Annotated in this window: 16 protein-coding genes and 1 riboswitch; of the genes, 9 read left to right on the top strand and 7 right to left on the bottom strand. The window is 47.7% G+C overall.

Annotated features, from left to right (window positions below; translation table 11 throughout):
* Positions 1–30 precede the first annotated feature (30 nt).
* The 4 genes from L2713_RS08710 to L2713_RS08695 all read left to right on the top strand — a co-directional run bounded on the left by L2713_RS08710 (position 31) and on the right by L2713_RS08695 (position 3630).
* Positions 31–666 (top strand): YqiJ family protein, encoded by a 636-nt coding sequence (locus tag L2713_RS08710; protein WP_248967628.1) that lies wholly within the window; start codon positions 31–33, stop codon positions 664–666.
* Between the two features lie 33 nt (positions 667–699).
* Positions 700–2478, top strand: a complete 1779-nt coding sequence (locus tag L2713_RS08705) for a flotillin family protein (protein ID WP_248967627.1) — start codon at positions 700–702, stop codon at positions 2476–2478.
* A gap of 156 nt (positions 2479–2634) precedes the next feature.
* Positions 2635–3195, top strand: a complete 561-nt coding sequence (locus L2713_RS08700) for a DJ-1/PfpI family protein (RefSeq protein WP_089067279.1) — start codon at positions 2635–2637, stop codon at positions 3193–3195.
* Between the two features lie 126 nt (positions 3196–3321).
* Positions 3322–3630, top strand: coding sequence for a ribbon-helix-helix domain-containing protein (locus L2713_RS08695; RefSeq protein WP_089068911.1), 309 nt, complete (start codon positions 3322–3324; stop codon positions 3628–3630).
* Positions 3631–3729: 99 nt separating this feature from the next.
* Here the strand turns inward: L2713_RS08695 and L2713_RS08690 are convergent, their stop codons facing one another.
* The 3 genes from L2713_RS08690 to L2713_RS08680 form a co-directional block, all read right to left on the bottom strand.
* Positions 3730–4479, bottom strand: coding sequence for a substrate-binding periplasmic protein (locus L2713_RS08690; protein WP_248967626.1), 750 nt, complete (start codon positions 4477–4479; stop codon positions 3730–3732).
* 118 nt (positions 4480–4597) lie between these two features.
* Positions 4598–5233 (bottom strand): DUF2913 family protein, encoded by a 636-nt coding sequence (locus tag L2713_RS08685; RefSeq protein ID WP_248967625.1) that lies wholly within the window; start codon positions 5231–5233, stop codon positions 4598–4600.
* A 128-nt stretch (positions 5234–5361) separates the two neighbouring features.
* Positions 5362–6009 (bottom strand): peroxiredoxin-like family protein, encoded by a 648-nt coding sequence (locus L2713_RS08680; protein WP_248967624.1) that lies wholly within the window; start codon positions 6007–6009, stop codon positions 5362–5364.
* Positions 6010–6369: 360 nt separating this feature from the next.
* Here L2713_RS08680 and L2713_RS08675 point away from each other — a divergent pair, with 360 nt between their 5' ends.
* Complete coding sequence (locus tag L2713_RS08675) at positions 6370–7260, top strand: hypothetical protein (RefSeq protein WP_248967623.1); 891 nt, start codon at positions 6370–6372, stop codon at positions 7258–7260.
* Positions 7261–7493: 233 nt separating this feature from the next.
* Here the strand turns inward: L2713_RS08675 and L2713_RS08670 are convergent, their stop codons facing one another.
* A complete protein-coding gene (locus tag L2713_RS08670; protein WP_086903327.1) occupies positions 7494–8795 on the bottom strand; it encodes a DEAD/DEAH box helicase in 1302 nt (433 codons plus the stop codon).
* Between the two features lie 307 nt (positions 8796–9102).
* Entirely contained in the window at positions 9103–10671 is a 1569-nt protein-coding gene (locus tag L2713_RS08665) for a methyl-accepting chemotaxis protein (RefSeq protein WP_248967622.1), read from the bottom strand.
* A gap of 808 nt (positions 10672–11479) precedes the next feature.
* On the opposite strand from L2713_RS08665, the gene L2713_RS08660 reads away from it, so the two are divergent.
* Positions 11480–13402 carry a methyl-accepting chemotaxis protein gene (locus tag L2713_RS08660; protein WP_283105254.1) on the top strand — a complete coding sequence of 641 codons (1923 nt, stop codon included), beginning with the start codon at positions 11480–11482 and terminating at the stop codon, positions 13400–13402.
* Positions 13403–13783: 381 nt separating this feature from the next.
* On the top strand, positions 13784–14872 hold the full coding sequence (locus L2713_RS08655) for a porin (protein WP_248967621.1): 1089 nt from the start codon (positions 13784–13786) through the stop codon (positions 14870–14872).
* 148 nt (positions 14873–15020) lie between these two features.
* Here L2713_RS08655 and L2713_RS08650 read toward each other — a convergent pair whose 3' ends face one another.
* Positions 15021–16838, bottom strand: a complete 1818-nt coding sequence (locus L2713_RS08650; RefSeq protein ID WP_248967620.1) for an aminopeptidase P family protein — start codon at positions 16836–16838, stop codon at positions 15021–15023.
* A gap of 362 nt (positions 16839–17200) precedes the next feature.
* On the opposite strand from L2713_RS08650, the gene L2713_RS08645 reads away from it, so the two are divergent.
* Together L2713_RS08645 and L2713_RS08640 are read left to right on the top strand one after the other, a co-directional pair.
* On the top strand, positions 17201–17992 hold the full coding sequence (locus L2713_RS08645) for an ROK family protein (RefSeq protein WP_248967619.1): 792 nt from the start codon (positions 17201–17203) through the stop codon (positions 17990–17992).
* A 473-nt stretch (positions 17993–18465) separates the two neighbouring features.
* Positions 18466–18554: riboswitch (cyclic di-GMP riboswitch) on the top strand.
* 108 nt (positions 18555–18662) lie between these two features.
* Positions 18663–21269, top strand: a complete 2607-nt coding sequence (locus L2713_RS08640; RefSeq protein ID WP_248967618.1) for a glycosyl hydrolase family 18 protein — start codon at positions 18663–18665, stop codon at positions 21267–21269.
* A gap of 66 nt (positions 21270–21335) precedes the next feature.
* On the opposite strand, the gene bamJ is transcribed toward L2713_RS08640, so the two are convergent.
* Positions 21336–21806 (bottom strand): BamJ family beta-barrel-assembly machinery protein, encoded by a 471-nt coding sequence (gene bamJ, locus L2713_RS08635; RefSeq protein ID WP_248967617.1) that lies wholly within the window; start codon positions 21804–21806, stop codon positions 21336–21338.
* Positions 21807–21924: the final 118 nt, after the last annotated feature.

Raw genomic sequence — 21924 nt, 5'->3', positions numbered from 1 at the left:
TGGAATGCTGTATCGTTCAAGGAGATGACTATGTGGGCGTTTTTAGTTGAACAGCCTAACCTACCTTACACTATTGCCTTCGCCTGCGTGCTTGTCCTTGGTGTGTTTGAAGCCTTAGCCCTAGTGATAGGGTTAAGCATGATGAGTGCGCTCGACCAATGGGTGCCCGCCGATGTGGATTATGATGCCGATATTGGCGGTTCTGGCCTGACAGGGATTGCGGGCTGGCTATGTCTAAATCGATTACCCTTACTTATCTGGTTTGTGCTGGCACTGACCAGTTTTGCGATAGTCGGTTATATTGCAAATTACCTGAGCCTGTTATTCACGGGCGTCTTGTTACCGCAACTCTTCACCTTACCGATTGCTGTGGTTGGCAGTGCGTTTGCCTGTCGCTATCTCGGGCGGATCTTGGCCGATTTACTCCCTAAGAATGAGTCCACCGCCATATCCCTTGATGATTTAAGTGGTTATGTCGGTACTATCACCTTAGGCTGCGCCATGAAGGGCATGCCTTCGGAAGCCGTGGTGCGCGATAAACATCAACAAAAACATTATGTATTAGTCGAACCCGAAACCTCGGGTATCGAGTTTGCCAGTGGCACGCAAGTGGTGCTGTTAAAACGAGAAGGAAGAGTCTGGTCTGTGACTCGCTTTGATAATTAATTTTCCAAAGCCATTAACGAAAAAGGAAAGCAAATGGATGTGTTAAATGATGTAACCAGTTCGAGCAACTTCGTGTTGTTAGTTGCCGGAATGGTATTGATTGGCCTGATTGTGATTGGTCTGATTTTCGCCAAATTATATAAACGTGCGACGAAGGAAATGGCCTTTGTACGTACGGGGTTTGGTGGTGAAAAAATTATTAAGGACGGCGGCGCAATCGTCTTACCCGTGCTGCATGAAACCATAGCAGTAAATATGAATACCCTGCGCATCGAAGTGGAGAAAACCCAAAAAGATGCGCTGATCACTAAGGATAGAATGCGTGTCGATGTGAAGGCCGACTTCTATCTGCGTGTTGCGCCCAATGCCGAAGGCATTTCAATGGCGGCACAAACCTTAGGTACCCGTACCACGCGTGTGGAAGAGCTGAAAAAGCTGATGGAATCTAAGTTTGTTGACGTGTTACGTGCGGTCGCCGCGGAAATGACCATGACTGAGATGCACGAGCAGCGCGCCGATTTCGTCCAGCGGGTACAGAATAACGTCGCCAACGATCTCGAGAAAAACGGGCTAGAACTCGAATCCGTGTCGTTAACGGGTTTTGACCAGACTGATCTGCAATTCTTTAATGAAAATAACGCATTCGACGCCGAAGGTCGTGCGCGTTTAGCCAAGATCATCGAAGAAAAACGTAAAGAGACCAACGATATCCAGCAGGAAAACCGCATCAAGATCGAGCAGCGTAACCTAGAGGCTGAAAAAGAATCGCTGGAGATTGAAAAGGCCGAAGAAGAAGCGCGTCTGGTGCAGCAGCAGTCACTCGAATTTAAGCGTGCCGAGCAGAAAGCGGAAATTATTAAGCAAAAAGAAAACAAGTCCCGTGAAGAACGTGAAGCTGAGATTGCCAAAGAGCGCGCAATCGAAACAGCGGAAATCGAAAAGACTAAAGACATCGAAACCCGCGAGATTGAAAAGCGCAAATCTATCGAACAGGCCCGTATTCAACAGCAACGTGATATCGAAGTTGCCGAGCAGGAAAAACACATCGCGGTAGCCGCGAAGTCGGAAGAAGAGTCTGCTGCCCGTGCCCGCGCCGCCGAAGCGGAAAAAACCAAGGTAGAGAAAGAAGAAGCGGTTATTACGGTGCGCCAAGTGGCTGAGGCGAATCGTCGTAAAGAGATTGAAGTGATCGACGCTCGCAAAGAAGCGGAGCGCGATGCGGTAGGTGTGACGGTACAAGCCGAGGCGGAAAAACGTGCCGCCGAAGACAGATCGAGCGCGATTCTGATTGAAGCCCGCGCCAGTGCCGATGCGAAAAAACTGCAAGCTGAGGCCGACGAGAAGGTCTATGCCGTTGAAGCGGCGGGTAAACAAGCTCTGTATGAAGCCGAAAACGTGCTGCGTGATGAGCAAATTGCGCTGCAAAAATCCCTCGCTATCTTAAAAGCACTGCCTGAGATTGTCGCGCAGGCGGTTAAACCGCTGGAAAATATCGAAGGTATTAAGATCCTTCAAGGTTATGGCGCCGGTAATCAATTGGCATCGGGAGCCGATGGCGCAGTCGCACATCAAGGCGGTATCGCCGAGCAAGTCACCAGCGCCGCGTTAAACTACCGCGCCAATGCGCCAGTGGTGGATGCCATGCTGCGAGAGTTAGGCTTAGTGCAATCTGAGTCTGGCACCTTAAATGACTTACTGAATGGCAATAATGCCTTAACCGCTGAAGCCTTAAATGTAGTGAAATCTGCCAATAGCGGATTAAATGGTTATAGTCAGCAACATGCTGCGATTGAACCAAAGATAAGTAATTGATCTTAATGGTTTAGATTAAAGCGCCTGCGGGCGCTTTTTTTATGCCTGAAATCGCAGCACCAATTTGTAGTATTCCACTATTACCCTAAATTTAATGGTCGGAGTAGAGTGAAATCCGATTTTGCGTTTTCCCTTATCGAATAAAAGGAGTTTCTCATGGCCAATATTTTGATCATCGCCGGTGATTTTGTTGAAGATTATGAGCTAATGGTACCGTTCCAAGCCCTGCAAATGGTGGGCCACAGCGTAACGGTTGTCTGCCCTGATAAAGTGGCGGGACAAACCATTAAAACGGCAATCCATGACTTTGAAGGCGACCAAACCTATACCGAAAAACCAGGGCACTTATTTGCTCTAAATGGCAATTTTGTCGGTACCAACGCCAGTGATTTTGATGCGCTGCTGCTTCCCGGTGGTCGTGCACCTGAGTATTTACGCCTAAACCCTGCGGTGATTGCCTTGGTGGCGGAATTTGCCGCCCAAGATAAACCTATTGCGGCCATTTGCCATGGCGCGCAGTTACTGACGGCGGCCGATGTGGTACGCGGTAAGAAAGTGTCTGCCTATCCAGCTTGCGCGCCCGAAGTGAAACAAGCGGGCGCCGAGTACTGTGATATTGAGGTGACTGCGGCAATCACCGATGGCAAGTTAGTCACAGCGCCCGCATGGCCTGCGCATCCTGCATGGTTGGCGCAGTTCAACAAGTTATTGAATTAACGATATTCATCCTGCCTTATTTATGGCATAACAGTTCGGGTAGAGGCTTAAGTTGAATATCCGCTGTGGACTTAAGCTAAGCGCAATGCTGGAACAAAGCGCAATCGCCGCTTGGGGAGTAATATTGTGTGTGAAATCTATTCCGGTGCCGAACCCGAACTGTTTGAACTCAAAACCCGCTCCATTCGAATCGATGGTGTCGTGACGAGCGTGCGGCTCGAGGCGATTTTTTGGCAGATTATTGAAGAGATTGCCGAAGATGCTGAGCTGAGTGTGGCGGTGTTTTTAACCCGTATTTACCGTGAAGTGTTAACTAGGCAGGGCGAAGTGGCTAACTTTGCCTCTTTGCTGCGGGTTGCCTGCACCACCCATCTGAATCAGGGGCAGCGTTTGGTGTTAAAACCTAAGGTTGCGCTAAACGCGACATCCTCTTAAGTATCCATTTCAACTTTGCTGTTTGCAAAATACAAAGCTTGCCGCGTTATTGCAGAGCCATTTTCTGGTGAGCACTTGGAAACATGCGCTTTTATCGGTTTAGCTGGCAAAGGCTTGGGTGTATTTCTGGATAATCTGTTCCACTTTTCCATCGGCTTTTAGCTGTGCTATCGCGTGATTGAGTGCGGGCAGTAGATCGGCATGCTCCTTACGTAGCCTTAACACCAATACGCCATCGGAATGCACTGCGGCCAATCCAACGGGGATCTTAAGCTTGTTCGACCAATATAAGGCGGGATAGTTACCCGAGATAATGGCCGTGATGCGGTGTTTATCCAATGCCTTAATCAGTTCTTGCTCCGAGGTAAAATCGACACGGATAAACTCTTTGTCGTCGTGGTACAAATATCCCCTGACGGTACCGATTTGCTTACCTTTAATTTCAGCGACTTCCTTAAAGGATTCGACATTCTCGGGTCTGGTCACCACGTATTCTGTGATGGGCATAATGGGATCGGATTTTACGAATAAGGGGCCAAAGTCTTGATCTGCAAACCAACTTGGGCTGACCACATCAAAGTCTAACTGGCCAGTTTCAAGGGCGTTGTTCGTCCGTTTGGGTGGCAAGGACAGGTTTTCGCCCTCGATATTGGCTAAGGATAAAATCAGCGGGATTAACTCAGACACCATGCCAGGGGCTTCGGGTTGGTTAGCAATAAAATAGGGATACCAAGAATAGGAGCCGGTGATGTTGTACTTGAGTAATTGGGCAAAGGAAGAGGGAGCAAAGAGTAGCAGTAACAAAATGGCGTTTACTCGCCAACGATAGGAAATACCAGCTTTACGCATCTTGTCCTTCACTCCTTGGTTGAACGAGCTTCGCAGTGACTGCGCTACATTTTATCTTGTCATTGTGAAAAAATTGTTATCTGTAACGCAGTTTTCCTATTCAAGCAGCTTTTTAGGCTTAAGCCAAGAGTTGGCATAAGGCTGGCAGCTGATTGTGCGGGTAAATTTGATAGGTTTTATGGTGCTTAATCAGGCTGGTTTTTTTATTACCTTGGCTGATAAGCAGCCCGTGGGAGAGGGCGATTTGAGTCAACTGCTGCTCATCGGCGCGGACATATAAGTTGATCGGTTTGATGAGCTGATTATCTCTGATATGTTGAGTAAATTCTTTCATATCAATCACTAAGCTCGATTGGCCATCGGCGTCCAGCTTAAGTTTGGTGTTAATTTCGGTGTCAGTAAACACTAGCCATTCGAGCTGAGTTAACTCGGCAATCATAGCGTTTAATGATGTACCTAATTCGACGTGCGAGTTTTCAACGCTTTGATACTGTTGAACAATTCTCTCCAATAACCGCTTAAGTTCGGCACCAGCACCTTGGCTGCGAGCCATACGGATCCATGCAGTGAGATCGTCGGCCACCAGTTTAGAGAAACGCTTTTCTTTGAGCGCCTCGACCATCCAGTTGCACAAAAAATGACTCTCTTGCGCAGGCGTGCGTTGGGCTTTTTTAGCTTGGGCTGAGGCGGTTAAATCGGCAAGGCCCGCGCGAGCGAGTTCGAGTACGGCTTGGTTATAGGTTTGAGAATTCATTGTGGCTCCGCCGCGGGCTAAAGGATTGATCTAATGGAACGTGTAGTATCGATTGCGGCCAAGCTAGTTTAGCAAAGCAGCCGCTAAATCGATAACGATTCTTCGCGGCTGTTTGGACGGGGGATGGATTATTCTGGTGCTCCGACGAGGCTGGCGGCCGTCAGAATCAACTTAGGTGCGGGTCTCACCTTATAGTTGGGATTCACATATTGGAAATGGATTAATCCTTGAGTGTCAGCGATATAAATTGCCGGAACAGGCAGAACTAAGCGTTTATCGCCTTCGGGCGTTGTCCACAGTGGGTTATCCAGTTTTAAGCGACTCAGATAAGTATCAGTGACTTGTTTGCTAGTGTAAAAGGCAAGGCCAAAGGCTTGCGATGCCTGCATTTTTTCATCGGAAAGTAGCTGGTATTTAAGCTCGTTTTTTGCGGCCGATGCCTTTAACTGTGCGGGCGTATCAGGGGAAATCCCCACCAGTTGAAAGCCCATGTCGATAAGTTTAGGTTCGATGGCTTTTAGTTGCCCCATTTGGTTGTTGCAAAACGGGCACCAGCCGCCACGGTAAAAGAAGAAAATGGTTGGTTTTTGTGCGGTTAATTTTGCTAAATCAACGCTTTGGCCATTCATGTCTTGCAAAGTAATTGTGGGAATTTGTTCGCCATTGAGCAGTGGGCTAACCGAATATTCATCCTTAGCGATAGGTTGAGCTAGCGTGGTAAAACTGCCGAGCAGTAGGCTGGTGGTCAGTAAGAATCGCTGTAGTAGGGACGGCATAAGTAATCTCTCTGTGTTATGGGTTATTCTATCGATTCAAGCGATTGGCTCTGGTTTGTACGCTTGTTGGGTCGTGAATGGGGAAGACAGTTATAAGAACGGCGAATGCAGCAATTTATTGCAGTGTGTATCCAGATTTCGTGGTGTTTTTAAAGCAATGTTGCTCAATCACCCTCGAGCTCGTTTTAGTCTCATATAAGTCAATGGTGTGAGCCGATAACGTGGGCTAATTGAGTGAGCTAATCGAGTCTGCTAATTAACTGAGATAAGGTGGGGCGCAAAACGCGAAAGTGATAGTATTGCCACCGCCTTGAAAGGCTGAAATGATATTTGGTAATTTTTTCAGTAGGAAAGCCGTAAATGGATAAGGGATTATTTAACGCGTTAAAGAAAGTCTATTATAAAAAGTCGTACCGCAAAGACGAGCATGGTTACCAACAAAGAATCGATAATGGCGATGTGTTTGATGTCGATACGGGAACTTATATCTACTCCTATCAAGGTCTAACTGATGCCGAAATCGCATTGATTGAACAGAGTGGCTATCCGGTCAACGACAGGGTTAACCTGAGCCATGATGATGTGGTGCTCGGCTATAAAGCGATACTAAAGCAGCCGAATCTTTCCCTCGAAAATGTACTGGCGGCCTATTTATGTGGTTTTTCAAGCCTCCCTCGCGGTCGTCAACCCATTCTCAGTTATTTGTTTGCTAAGGCGTTACCAGAACATTCGATGGCAACCGATAGTGACATTTGTCCTGTGTGTTCCATCAAGCGCGTTAACTGGATTGAGCAGGGACAAAAAATCTTTTCCTGTTACGCTGGCAGTGTGTGGAACGAGCGCTGGGCGCACAATCTCATAGAATTACAAGAATTTTGTACGCTATCGCCTTGTAAACCCAGTGCAGAGGATGTGGCCATCTTCAGTGCGTTAATTGAAGCTATCCGTCAGGCTCCTTTAGATGAAACACCCGGAAAACTCGAGCAAAGGGTGAAGAAAACCAAGATTATCCCCAATTTTAATAAGTACAGTTTCCGTGGCCAACTGATGGTGTTAGCAGAGCTTGGCATCATGCCAAATTCCTATGTTACGCCGCTTTATGAGGCATTTACGCCATTTGAGGATATCTGCAATATCAAATATCCCGGCAGTATTCGCTCTGACATCATCTTACCGCTTGCGGGCTGGCGCGGCGAAAATCCCATTGATGAGCAAAGGCTTAAACAGTTATTTGGTGGTTTTTTGGAATAAGTGATCGGCCTCAGTTCCGTGGGCTAAGTATTGAGTCAATGAGGCTGTAGAGAACTTGCTGATTCAGTCCGTTTAGAGTTCGGACTGAGATAAGCCATCTTTAGAGCGAGTCACTCTGATAGCTTATGGCTTGTAGCTCATTATTTCGGCTCAATAAAAAAGCGTCCCTTGGGACGCTTTCTTGCTTTTATAATGAGACTGACTGGCGAAGCGGTATCACCTATGTCAGGTGTTTATTTCAGCTTTTTTGCCTTGCTTGGGGCTTGGCCAACTTTCATTTTTACGCGGCGGCCCTGCATGCTTTTTTCGGCAATGATCTGCTCGCTCACGTTGTCGAGTCGCTGTTGTTTCTTGGCAAAACTGCGGCGGGTTTGTAGCTGCTTTAACAGCAAGTCGCGGCTACCAACTTCGTATCCGGGAACGGTAATACGACGAATTTTTTGGCCGATAAGCTTTTCAATATCCGCTAAGGTGCGCTCTTCTTCACGGCTCACAAATGAAATTGCGACCCCAGATTTACCCGCGCGGCCGGTGCGGCCAATACGGTGCACATAGTCTTCGGCGAGGAAGGGTAAGTCGAAGTTGACCACATACTCAAGGCTTGGGATATCTAAGCCACGGGCGGCGACTTCGGTGGCGACTAAGACGCGTACCTTACCCGACATAAACTCACGCAGTGCGCGGCGACGGCTACCTTGCGCCTTTTCACCGTGGACGACTTCAGAGGGAATGCCGTCTAAATTCAATTCTTTCACTAAGGTGTCGGCCGCATCGCGCGTCGCGGTAAAGACTAACACTTGTTGCCAGTTCTTCTTACCAATCAGTTCGGATAAGAGTTCGCGCTTACGGCGCTGCTCAACCGGATACACCACTTGGCTCACGGTATCAGCGGTGGTGTTTTGCTTGTCGGCGCTGATGACTTGAGGCTTGACCATCATGTCGTTGGCCAGTTTTTTTACTGCGCTCGAGAAAGTGGCCGAGAACAATAGGTTTTGACGCTTCTTATTCACCGCTTGGAGGATTTTTTGAATATCCGCATTAAAGCCCATGTCTAACATACGGTCGGCTTCATCGAGCACTAAAAAGTCGATGCTAGAGAGGCTTAAATTACAGGCGGTAAGGTGCTCGAGCAAACGGCCCGGCGTTGCGACAATAATATCGGCACCGCGTTTAAGTTTTTGCGCCTGAGTCTCAACCTTTACACCGCCGTAAATGGTTAACACGCTGAAATTTAAATACTTGCTGTAGGCTTCAACATTGTCGGCGACTTGAGCTGCGAGCTCGCGAGTCGGCGTTAAGATTAATACCCGCGCGTTCGATTTTAAGGTCTCGCTGGGATTTTCTGCCATCTTTTGCAGAATAGGTAATGCGAATGCCGCCGTTTTACCTGTGCCCGTTTGCGCGCTGGCGAGCACATCTTGCCCGCGGCGGATGGCGGGGATCGCTTGCTGCTGAATAGGTGTCATTTTTTGATAACCGCAATCTGAGATAGCGCGTAAAATCTCGGGGCAAAAACTAAAAGATTCAAATCTCATTTTGGATTCCTGTTGTTCACTTATTCAATCACTCAAACGCCATGACTCGAATGCAATCACTTTAACACCTGAGTCAAACCATCATGCGCTTGGTTACGCATTTCCCCATCCAGTATTTTTCTGCACGGAGAGCATAAAAATGGCGGGCGCGGAGTATAGCAAAATTTTCGGTTAAAACCTGTACTTTTTAACCTTTTGGGCTTTTATGACGCAGTGTTAGTAGGTTTTGATATGGATAAAGGCGTGGGAAAGGCTGAGGAGAGCGTCTCGCACCATTGCCTGCATCGACAATGGTGCGGTAGGCATGTTAACCAAAGGCGCGGCGCAGGCCGAGTGCCTTTTCGGCGTTTTGCTTGAGGTGATTGGCTGCATCACCAATTTGATGGGTTGCCGCGAGGTTTTCGCTGCTGGTTTGGGTAATGGAGTGAATGTTGTTAGTGATTTCATGCACCACTTGACGCTGCTGATCGGCGGCCACCGCGTTTTGCTGAGCAAAGGTGTGGATCTCACTCACCTCTTGGTAAATGGTGTTGACGTTTTCGGCGGAGGTTTGAATATCGTTAGCGCACAGCTCGGCATGTTGCCGACTTTGCTCCATCTCCTTCGCCCAGGCATTTAGCATGCTGAACATCTTGTCGACGCTTTGGGAAATACTGTTGGTCGATAATTGGGTACGGCTCGACAGTGCGCGTACTTCGTCGGCTACCACCGCAAACCCACGGCCTTGCTCACCTGCGCGAGCCGCCTCAATCGCGGCGTTGAGCGCGAGCAGGTTAGTCTGTTCGGCAATCGAGTCAATCTCGCCCATGGCACTGGCCACCCGTTCGGCTTCTTTATTGAGTTGATGGGCATTATTGGCTGCATCGGCCACGGATTTGGCTAATTGCTCAACTTTTTGGGTGTTGGCCTTCATATTGGCGCTGCTTTTCAGGCAGAGATCGTAGGCGGTGTTGATGCTGGTCGAGGTCAGTTGAGTATTTTGTGCGACCTCGGCAATGGTTGAGCTCATTTCTTCCATCGCACTGGCGAGTTGCTCAAGCTGGTTTTTCTCTTGATCTAGGCTGACATAGGTTTGTTCTGTCGTCACCACCAGCTGGTCGGCAATCGCATGTAAGTGGTGGGCCTGATCTTGGGTGCGGCCAAGCACGCCGTTCATCTTGGCTTGCAATAGGATCAATTGGAAATCGAGAATCGATGAAGTGTCGGCGCCCGAGTAGATGTAGCGACTGATCGAGTCATATTTCTCTTGCATTTCAACCAATTTGGCTGGAATGCGGAAGGCTTCATCGTAGAAAATGGCCAGATTGAGGCTCATTAAAATCGCCCCTGCGAAAATCACACCCCAACCCCAAAAGTAACCTGCAATCAGTAACCCTGTGGTGGCCACCACGGCTGACACAAATCGTTTTTGCATCAAACTCAGCGGCTTAGTTATGGGTTTGTTTTGCACTAATCTGCGGTATATATCCGTGGCTTTACTGACATAGGCCGCCTGCGGCTGGATACGCACCGACTGATAGCCGATGATAGTCCCATTCTCAAACAGTGGAGAGACAAAGGCATCGACCCAATAGAAACCGCCATTCTTACAGCGGTTTTTGACTATGCCTCGCCAGGATTGGCCGGATTTCAGCTTTTCCCACATTTCTTTGAAGGCGGCGCTGGGCATATCTGGGTGGCGCACTTTGTTGTGGGGTTGGCCGATTAGCTCTTCGGCAGTGTAACCCGATACTTCGGCAAAACGTTGATTCACATAGGTAATGATCCCACGAGTATCCGTTGTGGAAATCAATTCGTCTTGTGGTGTGAGGCGGACTTCTTGTGCGTTACTGTGGAGTTGACTGGTTTTACTGCGGCTAGGGTTACTCTGGCTCATTTAGTGTGTCCATTCAGGGCCGATACGACTTTTTGGGTAAATGTAACTGGTAAAACGGGTGCCAGCTCTCATTTGGGCCGGCTTATTATGTGATAATGGTATCATTTTTGTGTGGTTATTGGAGAGCGGTTTTTTGCTTTATCCGCAACAAAAGTAATGTTTTATTGCTTTTATAAGGTTTTGCAAACGTTAGTGTTTTTATCTTAAAGAAAACGATTTTTTATCCTGTTTAATGGTTGATTTTGTGTTTTATCCGCTATCGATACTTGTGTGATTACCTTAAAACTTGACCTGTTACCTAAAGATTGGCCGTTAACACTTCAATCTCTTATCTTGTGGTAGCAGCATAAGGGACAAAACGGATGCTACATAGCTAAGTGCAATTGTGAACTCGATGCTCGACATTGCCAATCCATATGCCTTCGTCTTACCTAGCAAATGGTCGTTCACATAAGAACGAACTTAAGCCATAAAATTCATGCGCTTAGTTTCTTTGAATTGCGCGAAAAGAGGTGAGCCAGAGCTAGGGCTGATACATTGAGCCGAAAACGGTCATTGAATGTTGACTGAGCAACCCTCTTCCTAACGATTCACCTCTGAGTTTAAGGGCTAATATGTTCGCTAAAAAAACAGGCCGAAACTGGCTTTCATACGAAATGATGACTATACCTATTAAATAAATTTAATAGGCTTTGAGAATAAGAATGAACTCAAATAATGAGCCAAATTATACATAATTTAATTCTATTTAAACGATAGTGTATTCAGCAAATTCATTTGGTTGTATTTATTCGTCTTGAGTTTTATTTTGGCGATTAAATGTTATTCGGTTGAAATGGTTAAGTATTCAATAGGAAATAAAATGAAGTTCAGTCATAAGATTGTTGCAGCATCCTCAGTACTATTGTTATTGACGGTCGCCTTATTAACGACAACCCAATATTTTACCATTCAAAAAGAAATGAAGTCGCAGCTTGAAACGAGCGTCACCGAAATTGTCGACGGCGTTCGTAATACTGTGTCCTCAGAAATTGAAGCCCGTAAAAAAATTGCCGCTTATACCACGAGTTTAATCGAGCAAGACCTCGAGCCAGAACACATATCGTCGGTCATTAACCTTCCTGTTGTTAAAAACACCTTTTTACTTGTCGGTTTTGGTTACGAAAAAGACGGCAGCAATATTAATAATGACCCGACTTGGGACCCAGGATCTGGTTGGAACCCAAGAGTTCGCCCTTGGTATACGGACGCAAAACAATCTGACAAGTTGATTATTACAGCGCCTTATGCCGATTCTGCATCAGGGGAGATACTTGTCTCCATCGCTACCCCTGTCAAGGATAAAGGCACGTTTATTGGCGCTATTTTTTATGATGTTAGCCTTGCTGGTTTAGCAAAGCTTGTGAATGAAGTTGAGCTATTTAATGCGGGCTATGTATTTATTATTTCTGGCGATGGAACCACTATCGCGCATCCCGATGCAAAACGAAATGGTTTACCTATGAGTGATTTCTTACCCAATATCAAGGTGATGGAGCGTCCTCAAAAAGTCACTCTCGATGGTAAAAACTATACCCTTGGATTCTCTCGAGTATCAGGGGAAGATTGGTATGTCGGTGTTATTTTAGATGAGGCTATTGCCTATGCTGCGGTTACAAACTTACGTAATAGTTCAATTTTTTATTCTGTGGTCGCCTTAATTATCAGTATCACAGTATTGCTGTTTTTAATAACGAGTTTAATGCGGCCATTACAGACATTAAATAATGCCATTCAAGATGTTGCTTCGGGTGAAGGTGATTTAACTAAACGCTTAAATACCAAAACTGACGCTGAGTTTTCATCTTTGGCGATTGGGTTTAATACCTTTACGAATAATTTGCAGCAATTAATTATTGAATCTAAGTCCATTGGACAAGAAATCCATAAAAGCTCCGAAATAACCTCATTAGAGTTACAGCAATCTACGGATGCGATGAACTCACAACTACATGAACTCGAACAGCTTGCAACCGCAATGCACGAAATGGCAACGACCTCATCCGATGTTGCCCGTAATGCTCAAGGTGCTTCTTCTGCGGCTAAAGAGGCGGATGAGGCAACGGGGGTGGGGTCCAAAGTCGTGAGTGAAACCACCGATGCGATTAATGCCCTATCATCGAGAATCGACATGGCGGTGTCTGAAGTCAACGCATTGGGCGCTGCAACGGATAACATTGCCACTATTTTGAAAGTGATTAATGACATTGCTGACCAAACGAACTTATTGGCCTTAAACGCGGCGATTGAAGCGGCAAGGGCGGGGGATTCTGGCCGTGGTTTTGCGGTGGTCGCCGACGAAGTTCGAACACTCGCTCAAAGGACTCAACAGTCGACAACGCAAATTCGCTCTATGATAGAGCAGCTTCAGGCAGGCGCCCGTGCGGTGACCGATGTGATGAGTCAAAGTAAAGATAATGCCAAAGATGCCGTAATGCGTGCACAGGGCGCCAATACGGCGTTGGATAAAATTCGTGAAGCCATCATGCAGATCAGCGATATGAATCTGCAGATTGCCTCCGCAGCCGAAGAACAAAGCTTGGTTGCTGAGGAGATTAATAACAACACTATTAGAATTAAAGATTTATCCGTTCAGGTGTCGAATGTCGCGGTCAATGCTAGTACAGCGATGCATACGCAAACTAAGTACATCAAAGAACAAGATACGATTCTGAACAAATTCATTGTGTAGCGTGATTGCCAATCTTTTAGCTTGCAACTAAGAGCGGCTACGACTCGCTGTGATCTGTTGGTAAGTGCTGTTTTTGAATAGTGCCGTTCTACATATGGCCGTTTTACATGGAGTCATTTCATATTAAGGACATTTAGCATAAGGACATTAATACAGTGCTATTGAATGCTTTGGCATGTTATGGATTTTCCCGTCGGCCTGACGGGTTGCACCTGAGTGTTTGACTTGGCGTTTAGCCTAAATTCAGCTGGTCATTGATGTACCTTGAAGTGAAGCATTCATGAACCCCAGAGGTTGGCAACTTCGGGTCGCTTGAGTCTATCAATCATGATTTTATCCCGTCTTCGGGACGGAAAATATGAATATAGGAAGGCACTCATCATGAGTAGAATCGTACAGTTACTATTAGTTAGTCTGCTTCCTGTCACTATGCAGGTTTATGCTCAAACCACGGAAGAAGCTGAACGATTGCAACAGCTTGAGCAAAGAGTTAAGGAATTGGAGCAACAGGCAAAATCGACCCAGCAACCTAGCCCGACAATGCAGTCCTCCTTGAGTAATAGCCAGTTTTCCCTATATGGTTCATTTCGCCCCACCTTAGAATACCAAGACAAGGCGGACGACCAATGGGACATCGGTGATGCGCTTTCGCGTTTGGGCGTAAAAGCAGAAACCGAATTTGCGCCTAATTGGCGCGCCATTGCCCGCGGCGAATGGAAAATTCGTCTCGACGATAATGGGCGGTTCGGTGAGGCCCGCCTCGCCTTTGCGGGGATAGCCTCTCCCTATGGTCAGCTGACTTTTGGCCGTCAACGCCCAGTGCAATATACGTTAGTGGCTGAATATATTGATGTGTTTAATAACGCTAATAGTCCATTTGGTTACAATCAAGAAAGTCCTTTCTTTGTTAATAATGCACTGATATACGAAGTGAAATTCCAACCTGTCACTTTTATGGCATCTGGTATTTTTGATGGTAATGCTGGTGGCAGCGGTGCAGATGCGGTGAATGTCGGTGCAGGCTTTGATAAGTATGGCGTTCATTTTGGTATCGCATATTTGCAGCAGGATACTTATACCGGCGAGGTGAAAACGGGGGAGGAGCAGCTCACAGGCGGGGTTATCTCCTATGAGTTTAATAATGGTATTTATGCCGCAGTGGGTTATCAAAATAAGGAATACAAGTTTGATATGGGTGATAACCGTACTGGCAGTACCTTTGATAGTGCGTTAGCTATCCCATTTGGCAATGCCTATAAACTGAAGCTAGGCTACTTTTGGTTTAAAGATGGGATAGAGGATAGTACGAGTCTGGATTATGACGGCTATAACCTCACCTTAGAATGGCAAGCGGCGAGCAATGTGCGCTTGCATCTAGAATGCCTGCAACAAAACAACGATGAACGTGAAGATGACACTATTTTTGCCTTAGGTGTTCGCTATGACTTTGATTTGAACTGGAAGATTTGATGGTTAGTTGTTTATTCAAAATCACTAAGCAATCACGAAGCAAAGTGTGGTTAGCGCTTTGGGAAAACGTCGTATATCTAAAGATGGACATGTAAAGGCGAGTGATAAGGCGTGCATTTGAATGCACGCCTTTATTTTAGGGCTTTGATTAAATGGCTTTTGTTGCCTTTGTCAGCCACTCAAGCTCACTGCCCGACATTAATGGCGATAAGGTGTTAAACACTTTCTGATGGTAAGCATTAAACCAGTCGATTTCGCCTTGGGTTAACAGGCTCTTATCAATAAGGCGAGCATCCATTGGGATCAGCGTTAAGGCATCGAATTCATACATTTCACGCTCTGCGCCCTTTAAGGCTTCGCAGTGTTGCACTACCACTAGGTTTTCTAAGCGGATCCCAAAACTGTCGGCGCGGTAATAACCTGGTTCGTTGGATAACACCATACCTGGCATTAAGGCGATGGCATTGAGGTTTTTACCGATGCGCTGCGGGCCTTCGTGCACGCTGAGGAAATGACCAACGCCATGGCCTGTGCCGTGGTCGTAATCAAATCCATGTTGCCACAGATATTGACGGGCGAAGGCATCGAGTTGTTGCCCTGTGGTGCCTTTCGGATAGCGGGCCTGATCTAAGGCGATATGGCCTTTTAATACTAAGGTGACCATTTTCTTCTGTTCATCGGTCACGTTACCAATGGCGATGGTACGGGTGACATCCGTGGTGCCGTCCAGATACTGAGCGCCAGAATCCACAAGGTAAATGCTGTCCATCGTCATCATGGCTGGCGTGCCATTGTTATGGTTGTAGTGGCACATGGCCGCATTGGCGCCAGCAGCGGAAATGGTATCGAAACTGGGCTCGCGATATTGTGGATCTTCTAGGCGGAAGCTTTCTAACTTGTCGGCGAGGGTTGCTTCATCGTGCAGACGATGGGCAGCGACCTCGGCATCGAGCCAAGCAAGGAAACGGCTCACGGCCACACCATCGCGGATATGGCTGGCGCGCATGCCTGCTAATTCGGCGGCATTTTTCTGTGCCTTAGGCAGGGAGACCGGGTCAATTCCGGCTATTAACTTGGCGCCTGCATCGCGGGCAATATTTTGTGCCCAAGCATTAGCAGAATTGGGATCGGCGAGCAGTTTCACGCCCTGTAAGCTTGCCAAGGTATCGGCAAGGGAAGCTTCGCTCTTAAAGCTCACACCCGCTCCAACGTGTTCCTCAATGCCCTCAGGGAGTTTGCTTAAATCGGTAAACAGTTGCATATCGCCATTGGCGTGAAGTAGCGCGCAGCCGAGCACGACAGGCAGACGCGGCACGTCATTACCACGGATATTGAGCAGCCAGCAGAAGGAGTCTAAAGCGGCGATCAGCGCGACATCGGCGCCGGCTTTTTTGACTAGTGCGCCAATCTCGGTGCGTTTTTGCAGGCTGGTCTTGCCCGCACTCTCATTACTAAATAACGTGATAGCCGCGCTCGATGGTGCAGGTCGATTTTGCCAGTGCTTATCAATCGGATTCTGTTCGACGGCAACCAATTCAATTTGGGCTTTTGCTAACGTCGCTTTGGCGTTTTCAAACCAAGCTAAGGTGTGTAAACGGGCATCGAAGCCTACACGTGAACCAGCGGCAAGCGTATCGCATAGCCATTCGATTTGCGGTGTGTCAGTTAGGCTTTCATAACTAAAGAGATTTGCATCCACCTGCAGACGCACTTGTACCGTGTAACGACCATCGGTAAAGATGGCGGCTTTGTCTTTTAAGACAATGGCCATGCCCGCTGAGCCAGTAAAATCCGTTGCCCAGTACAGACGCTCGTTATGCTCAGGCACATATTCGCCTAAGTACTCGTCCGCGCGCGGGATGATAAAGGCATCTAAATTGGCACTGGTGAGTTCGCTACGAATGGCGGCAAGACGGTTAGCAATCTTATTCGGTTGTAGGGATTGTGGTGACGATGGTAACGACATAGGGGCTCCAAATATTGGCATTGGCGGCTGACGTAGGCAGCCAAGATTATAATGCGTAATGCTGGCGAAAAGGATGCGAATTGGCGGCGATTATCGCAAGCTCAACGGCTAAGATGCAAGGGGATGGAATAAAGGATTTTGTATACAATTTTGTTTTTTCGGCATCACTTTGCAGTAACAAGGGTTGTGATCTTAGACTAATTTCCAAATTGAAATGTTATCTTTATCATTCAGTTCTTCCGACTAATTCTTACAAATTAGCTACTTAAGTTTTATTCAATCGCTAATATTTACCCATTATGCTAACATTCGCCATCTCCGCTCGGGGTCAGAGGGGAGCACATGTATCAGTGGAGTTGGCGATGCAAACATTAACAATAGACGTGGGCGGTAGCAAAGCCCTGTTCGAACTTCAACTCAAGGGGCATACAGAACAATATAAAATCCCCACGGGTGAAGGCTTTAAAATTGAAGATTTAAATGATCAAATCGCGGCGCTGGAACGGGATTATGATTTACAGCACTACCATTTAGCGATCGCTGTACCTGGACTCGTACAACAGAATCGTTTGGTGTCCTGTAAATCGCTGCCCGGTCTCAATGGGCTAAGCTTTGAAACCTTGAAAACCCAAGGCGAACTTAAGTTTATCTGCAATGATATCGACGCCGGTATGCAGGCAACCTGTGACGAAAAATATGCCTGTGAGTTGTTAGTCATGTGTGGCACTGGAATTGGCATGTCGATCGCGTTGAGCGGCAAGGCTTTTACGGGGGCTACGGGAGTCGCGGGGGAGCTTGGGCATTGCCGGGTGATGACGGAGGCGGGGGAGTTTAGTCTCGAGCAGCTCGCCAGTGGCGATTCTATCCGCAGCCGTAAGATTTCCACCGCCGATGATTTATATCTCGCCGGCACTTATCTGGGGATGGGGCTAGCGTGGGCGGTCAATCTGTTTAATCCTAATCGGATCTGGTTAGCGGGTGGCATGATGAACAGCGCGCCGTACTACAAGGGTTGTCTGGATAGTTTAAGACGCATGGCTCTCAGGGCTCCATTAGCCGAAATGAAGATTAATCGTGTCGATGATATGGAGACCTTAGTCTGCCGTGGCTTATCGGTGATCTTGGCAAGGGATTACTCGAAGGACGCCGCCTAACGGCTTTCGATTGAGATGCGAATAGGTCAAGATTGAGGCGTGATAGGTTCGTTCAGGTTATCAATCTTGGCTTACTCACGCTGATCCAGATATTGATTTCGTTTGGGTCGAGAACAACAGCATGCGGCCATCGGATTTGTGTGTTTGCAGTGCACTCTGCATATCACCTCGTTCGATGACCGCATTTTTGTTTGCACGAGTTATCAAGTTGCGCCTTGCAAACCGCTTTCTTAAGACTTTCGATTTATTTTTATTGTCTTCCCTATTGGCGATACCAGTCCATGATAGGACTCCATGGCTTAAGCAATCCTTTTAAATACAATTCATTGCTCATTTTTTGCACTCAGTGGTTTTACTTTTCCTTTAAGCCAATCCAGTGTTGGTAATCGGTACAATGGCCCGTTTGTTAATATTTAGTTGCAATTTAACGCTATAGCGGCATATGCTAATTAACGTAATGACAACGTTGTCATTAGTGAAAAAGGCAAACCAATCGAAAGATTGGGACGCAAAGCCTCCGGTCTAAGGGTTCGTTTGTACCTATGATAGCGGGGATACCACAGGTTGTTTCTTCATGCTGCCGTTGTACGCACATGGTTTTAAGAGTGTTGTTTCCTGTCTACGCTTTGTTTGCCTTATTGATGCATAACTTACTCAATAGGGAAATCTCATGTTTAAGACTCAAATCTCCACCTCGGCGATGCTGGTGGCCTCGGTGCTGGCATCCGCTGTCAGTTTTCAAGCCTTTGCGGCGCTCCCCGGAAAACCGACTTTAGGTTGGGGGGAAACCAAGTTTGCCATTATCGAGGTGAATCAAGCCGCCTCAGCCTATAACCAATTAGTGACGGTAAAAGATGCCGCCGATGTGTCCGTGACCTGGAACTTGTATAACGGCGATATCGGCAATAAGGCGCAGGTGTTACTCAACGGAAATGTGGCATGGGAAGGTCCTTCGAGTGCGGCGGGTACGGCCAATTTCAAGGTCAATAAGGGCGGGCGCTATCAAATGCGCGTGCAGCTTTGTAATAATGAAGGTTGCAGTGCCAGTGATGCGAGGGAAATCTTAGTCGCCGATACCGATGGCAGTCATTTACTGCCACTCAATGCGCCTTTGAAAGAAAACAATCGTCCCTATGCGAATAAATCCGGCAAAGTGGTGGGAAGTTACTTTGTGGAGTGGGGTGTTTATGGACGTAAATTCCCCGTCGATAAGATCCCTGCACAAAACTTAACCCATATTTTATACGGCTTTACCCCGATTTGTGGTGGCAATGGCATCAACGACAGCTTAAAGGAAATCGAAGGTAGCTTTGAGGCGTTGCAGCGTGCCTGTGCTGGCCGTGCCGATTTTAAAGTGGCGATCCACGACCCTTGGGCGGCGGTGCAAATGCCGCAGGCGGGGGTGAATGAGTATTCCGATCCCTACAAAGGCAACTTCGGCCAATTGATGGCGTTAAAACAAGCCTATCCCGATCTGAAGATCCTCCCCTCCGTTGGTGGCTGGACGCTCTCCGATCCCTTCTACTTTTTGGGGGATAAAACCAAGCGCGACACCTTTGTCGCCTCAGTGAAGGAATTTTTACAAACCTGGAAGTTCTTCGATGGTGTCGATATCGACTGGGAATTCCCCGGCGGCAGTGGTGCTAACCCAAGCTTAGGAAATGCCAACGACGGACAAACCTATGTCACCCTGATGCGTGAACTGCGGGCGATGCTCGATGAGCTCAGCGCCGAAACTGGACGCACCTATGAGCTGACGTCGGCCATCAGTGCGGGCGGCGATAAAATTGCTAAGGTCGATTATCAGGCGGCGCAGCAATATATGGATTACATCTTCCTGATGAGTTACGACTTTAATGGCGGCTGGACCAATACAGAGCTTGGACATCAAACCAATCTCTATGAGGCGAGCTGGGATCCTAATACCCGTTACACCACGGACAAAGGCGTAAAAGCCCTGCTCTCTCAAGGGGTGACTCCGGGTAAGATTGTGGTCGGCGCTGCTATGTACGGCCGTGGCTGGACTGGGGTGAATGGCTACAGCGGTAACAATCCTTTCACGGGCACTGCAACGGGCAAAGTGAAGGGCACTTGGGAAGCGGGCGTAGTGGATTATCGCCAGATCGCCAAGGATTATATGGGCGCAGGTTGGAGCTATGCCTATGATGAAACCGCTGAAGCGCCATCTGTCTTTAATGCATCTACGGGTGATTTAATTACCTTCGACGATGCTCGTTCTGTTAAAGCCAAGGGCCAATACGTGCTGACCAATCAGCTCGGTGGTTTGTTCGCCTGGGAAATTGATGCCGATAATGGTGACATTCTCAATGCCATGCACGAAGGTCTAGGCCATGGCGAGGGCACAACGCCACCAGCGAATAAAGCGCCGATTGCCAACGCGGGAGCGGATATCACGGTAACCGGTACTACGGATGTCACGCTAAATGGTAGCGCGTCGCGGGATCCTGAAAACGGCGCCTTGAGTTATCAATGGAGCCAAGTCTCTGGCCCTAGCTTAAGTATCAGTAATGCGGATATGGCCAATGCTGTGGTGCAACTGAGCGCGACGGCGTCGGATGTGGTGTATGTGTTCAGTCTGCGAGTCACGGATCCTGAAGGATTATCTTCAACCGACACTGTGACTCTCACCCATAAGGCTGAGACGGCAAACCAAGCGCCTGTGGTGACTGTGCCAGCGACTGTGACGGTTGAAGCGGGGCAATCGGTGAGCATCAATGCGACGGCGACTGACGCCGATGGCGACAGCCTCACCTACGCATGGACAGTGCCAAGCGGCGTGGCGGCGAGTGGACAAAACACTGCCACACTGATGGTTACGGCGCCGACGGTTACTCAATCGACCCAATACAGTTTGAGTGTATTAGTCTCCGATGGTGCCTTAGATGCCAGTGCTGCCTTGACCTTAACCGTGACGCCTAAGGCGACGGGCGGTCAATGTGACGCAACTGACCCCAATGCGGCCAACTATCCTGTTTGGAATGCGACAAGCATTTACAACACAGGTGATACAGTGAGTTATAACCAACTGGTTTGGAAGGCGAAATACTGGACTCAAGGTAACACACCTTCAAGAACCGCCGACCAATGGCAATTGTTGAGTCAGGTTGAGTTAGGCTGGGATGCGGGCGTTGCCTACAACGGCGGAGCAACGACTAGCTATAACGGTCGTCAGTGGCAAGCCAAATACTGGACTAAGGGAGATGTCCCCGGTGTCGCTGCAGTATGGACGGATATCGGCGGGGCGTCTTGCCCTTAGTCGATAGGGATTAAAGACAAAAAGCCCTGCAATGCAGGGCTTTTTATTAAGGAATACAGCATAAGATTAATTTATCTTCAGCAGCTCAACATCAAAAATCAGTACCGAACCACCGCCAATTTTGCCAGTGCTGCGGTTGCCATAGGCCAGTTCGCTAGGAATAAAGAAGCGATACTTGTCGCCCTCGACCATCAGTTGTACGCCTTCAGTCCAACCTGGAATAACACGATTGAGTGGGAAGGCTATCGGCTCACCGCGCTCGACCGAGCTATCGAACACAGTGCCATCAATTAAGGTGCCGTGGTAATGCACAGTCACTGTATCACTCGCCTTAGGATGAACAGTGCCAGTGCCTTGCTGTAACACTTGATATTGCAACCCAGAGGCGGTGGTTTTCACCCCTTCTTGAGTTTTGTTTTGCGCTAAAAACTCATTACCTAAACGGATATTTTCTTGGGCCGCTTTTTGGTTATTCATCGAGGTAAAGAAGTAAAAAATCACCCCAGCAATCACAACAACGGCAAGTAACATTTTCATTTTAAGGAGCACCTCAGTCAATTTTGGTCATGTTATCAGTTTTTTAGCCGAAGTGGCTAGCGCCTCGGTTTGGCGCGGTACTGGATTATTCGCGTTACATTTTCTCACTTTTTAAAAA

Origin of the sequence: Shewanella seohaensis (genome assembly GCF_023283775.1) — a bacterium.
Lineage (GTDB): Bacteria > Pseudomonadota > Gammaproteobacteria > Enterobacterales > Shewanellaceae > Shewanella > Shewanella seohaensis.
The sequence above is the reverse complement of the archived record's forward strand: the minus strand, read 5'-3'. Positions and strand labels throughout refer to the sequence as shown.

Coding starts and splice junctions, on each gene's coding strand:
- L2713_RS08710 (WP_248967628.1), top strand. CDS start 31: ATGTGGGCGTTTTTAGTTGAACAGCCTAACCTACCTTACACTATTGCC.
- L2713_RS08705 (WP_248967627.1), top strand. CDS start 700: ATGGATGTGTTAAATGATGTAACCAGTTCGAGCAACTTCGTGTTGTTA.
- L2713_RS08700 (WP_089067279.1), top strand. CDS start 2,635: ATGGCCAATATTTTGATCATCGCCGGTGATTTTGTTGAAGATTATGAG.
- L2713_RS08690 (WP_248967626.1), bottom strand. CDS start 4,479: ATGCGTAAAGCTGGTATTTCCTATCGTTGGCGAGTAAACGCCATTTTG.
- L2713_RS08685 (WP_248967625.1), bottom strand. CDS start 5,233: ATGAATTCTCAAACCTATAACCAAGCCGTACTCGAACTCGCTCGCGCG.
- L2713_RS08680 (WP_248967624.1), bottom strand. CDS start 6,009: ATGCCGTCCCTACTACAGCGATTCTTACTGACCACCAGCCTACTGCTC.
- L2713_RS08675 (WP_248967623.1), top strand. CDS start 6,370: ATGGATAAGGGATTATTTAACGCGTTAAAGAAAGTCTATTATAAAAAG.
- L2713_RS08670 (WP_086903327.1), bottom strand. CDS start 8,795: ATGAGATTTGAATCTTTTAGTTTTTGCCCCGAGATTTTACGCGCTATC.
- L2713_RS08665 (WP_248967622.1), bottom strand. CDS start 10,671: ATGAGCCAGAGTAACCCTAGCCGCAGTAAAACCAGTCAACTCCACAGT.
- L2713_RS08655 (WP_248967621.1), top strand. CDS start 13,784: ATGAGTAGAATCGTACAGTTACTATTAGTTAGTCTGCTTCCTGTCACT.
- L2713_RS08650 (WP_248967620.1), bottom strand. CDS start 16,838: ATGTCGTTACCATCGTCACCACAATCCCTACAACCGAATAAGATTGCT.
- L2713_RS08645 (WP_248967619.1), top strand. CDS start 17,201: ATGCAAACATTAACAATAGACGTGGGCGGTAGCAAAGCCCTGTTCGAA.
- L2713_RS08640 (WP_248967618.1), top strand. CDS start 18,663: ATGTTTAAGACTCAAATCTCCACCTCGGCGATGCTGGTGGCCTCGGTG.
- bamJ (WP_248967617.1), bottom strand. CDS start 21,806: ATGAAAATGTTACTTGCCGTTGTTGTGATTGCTGGGGTGATTTTTTAC.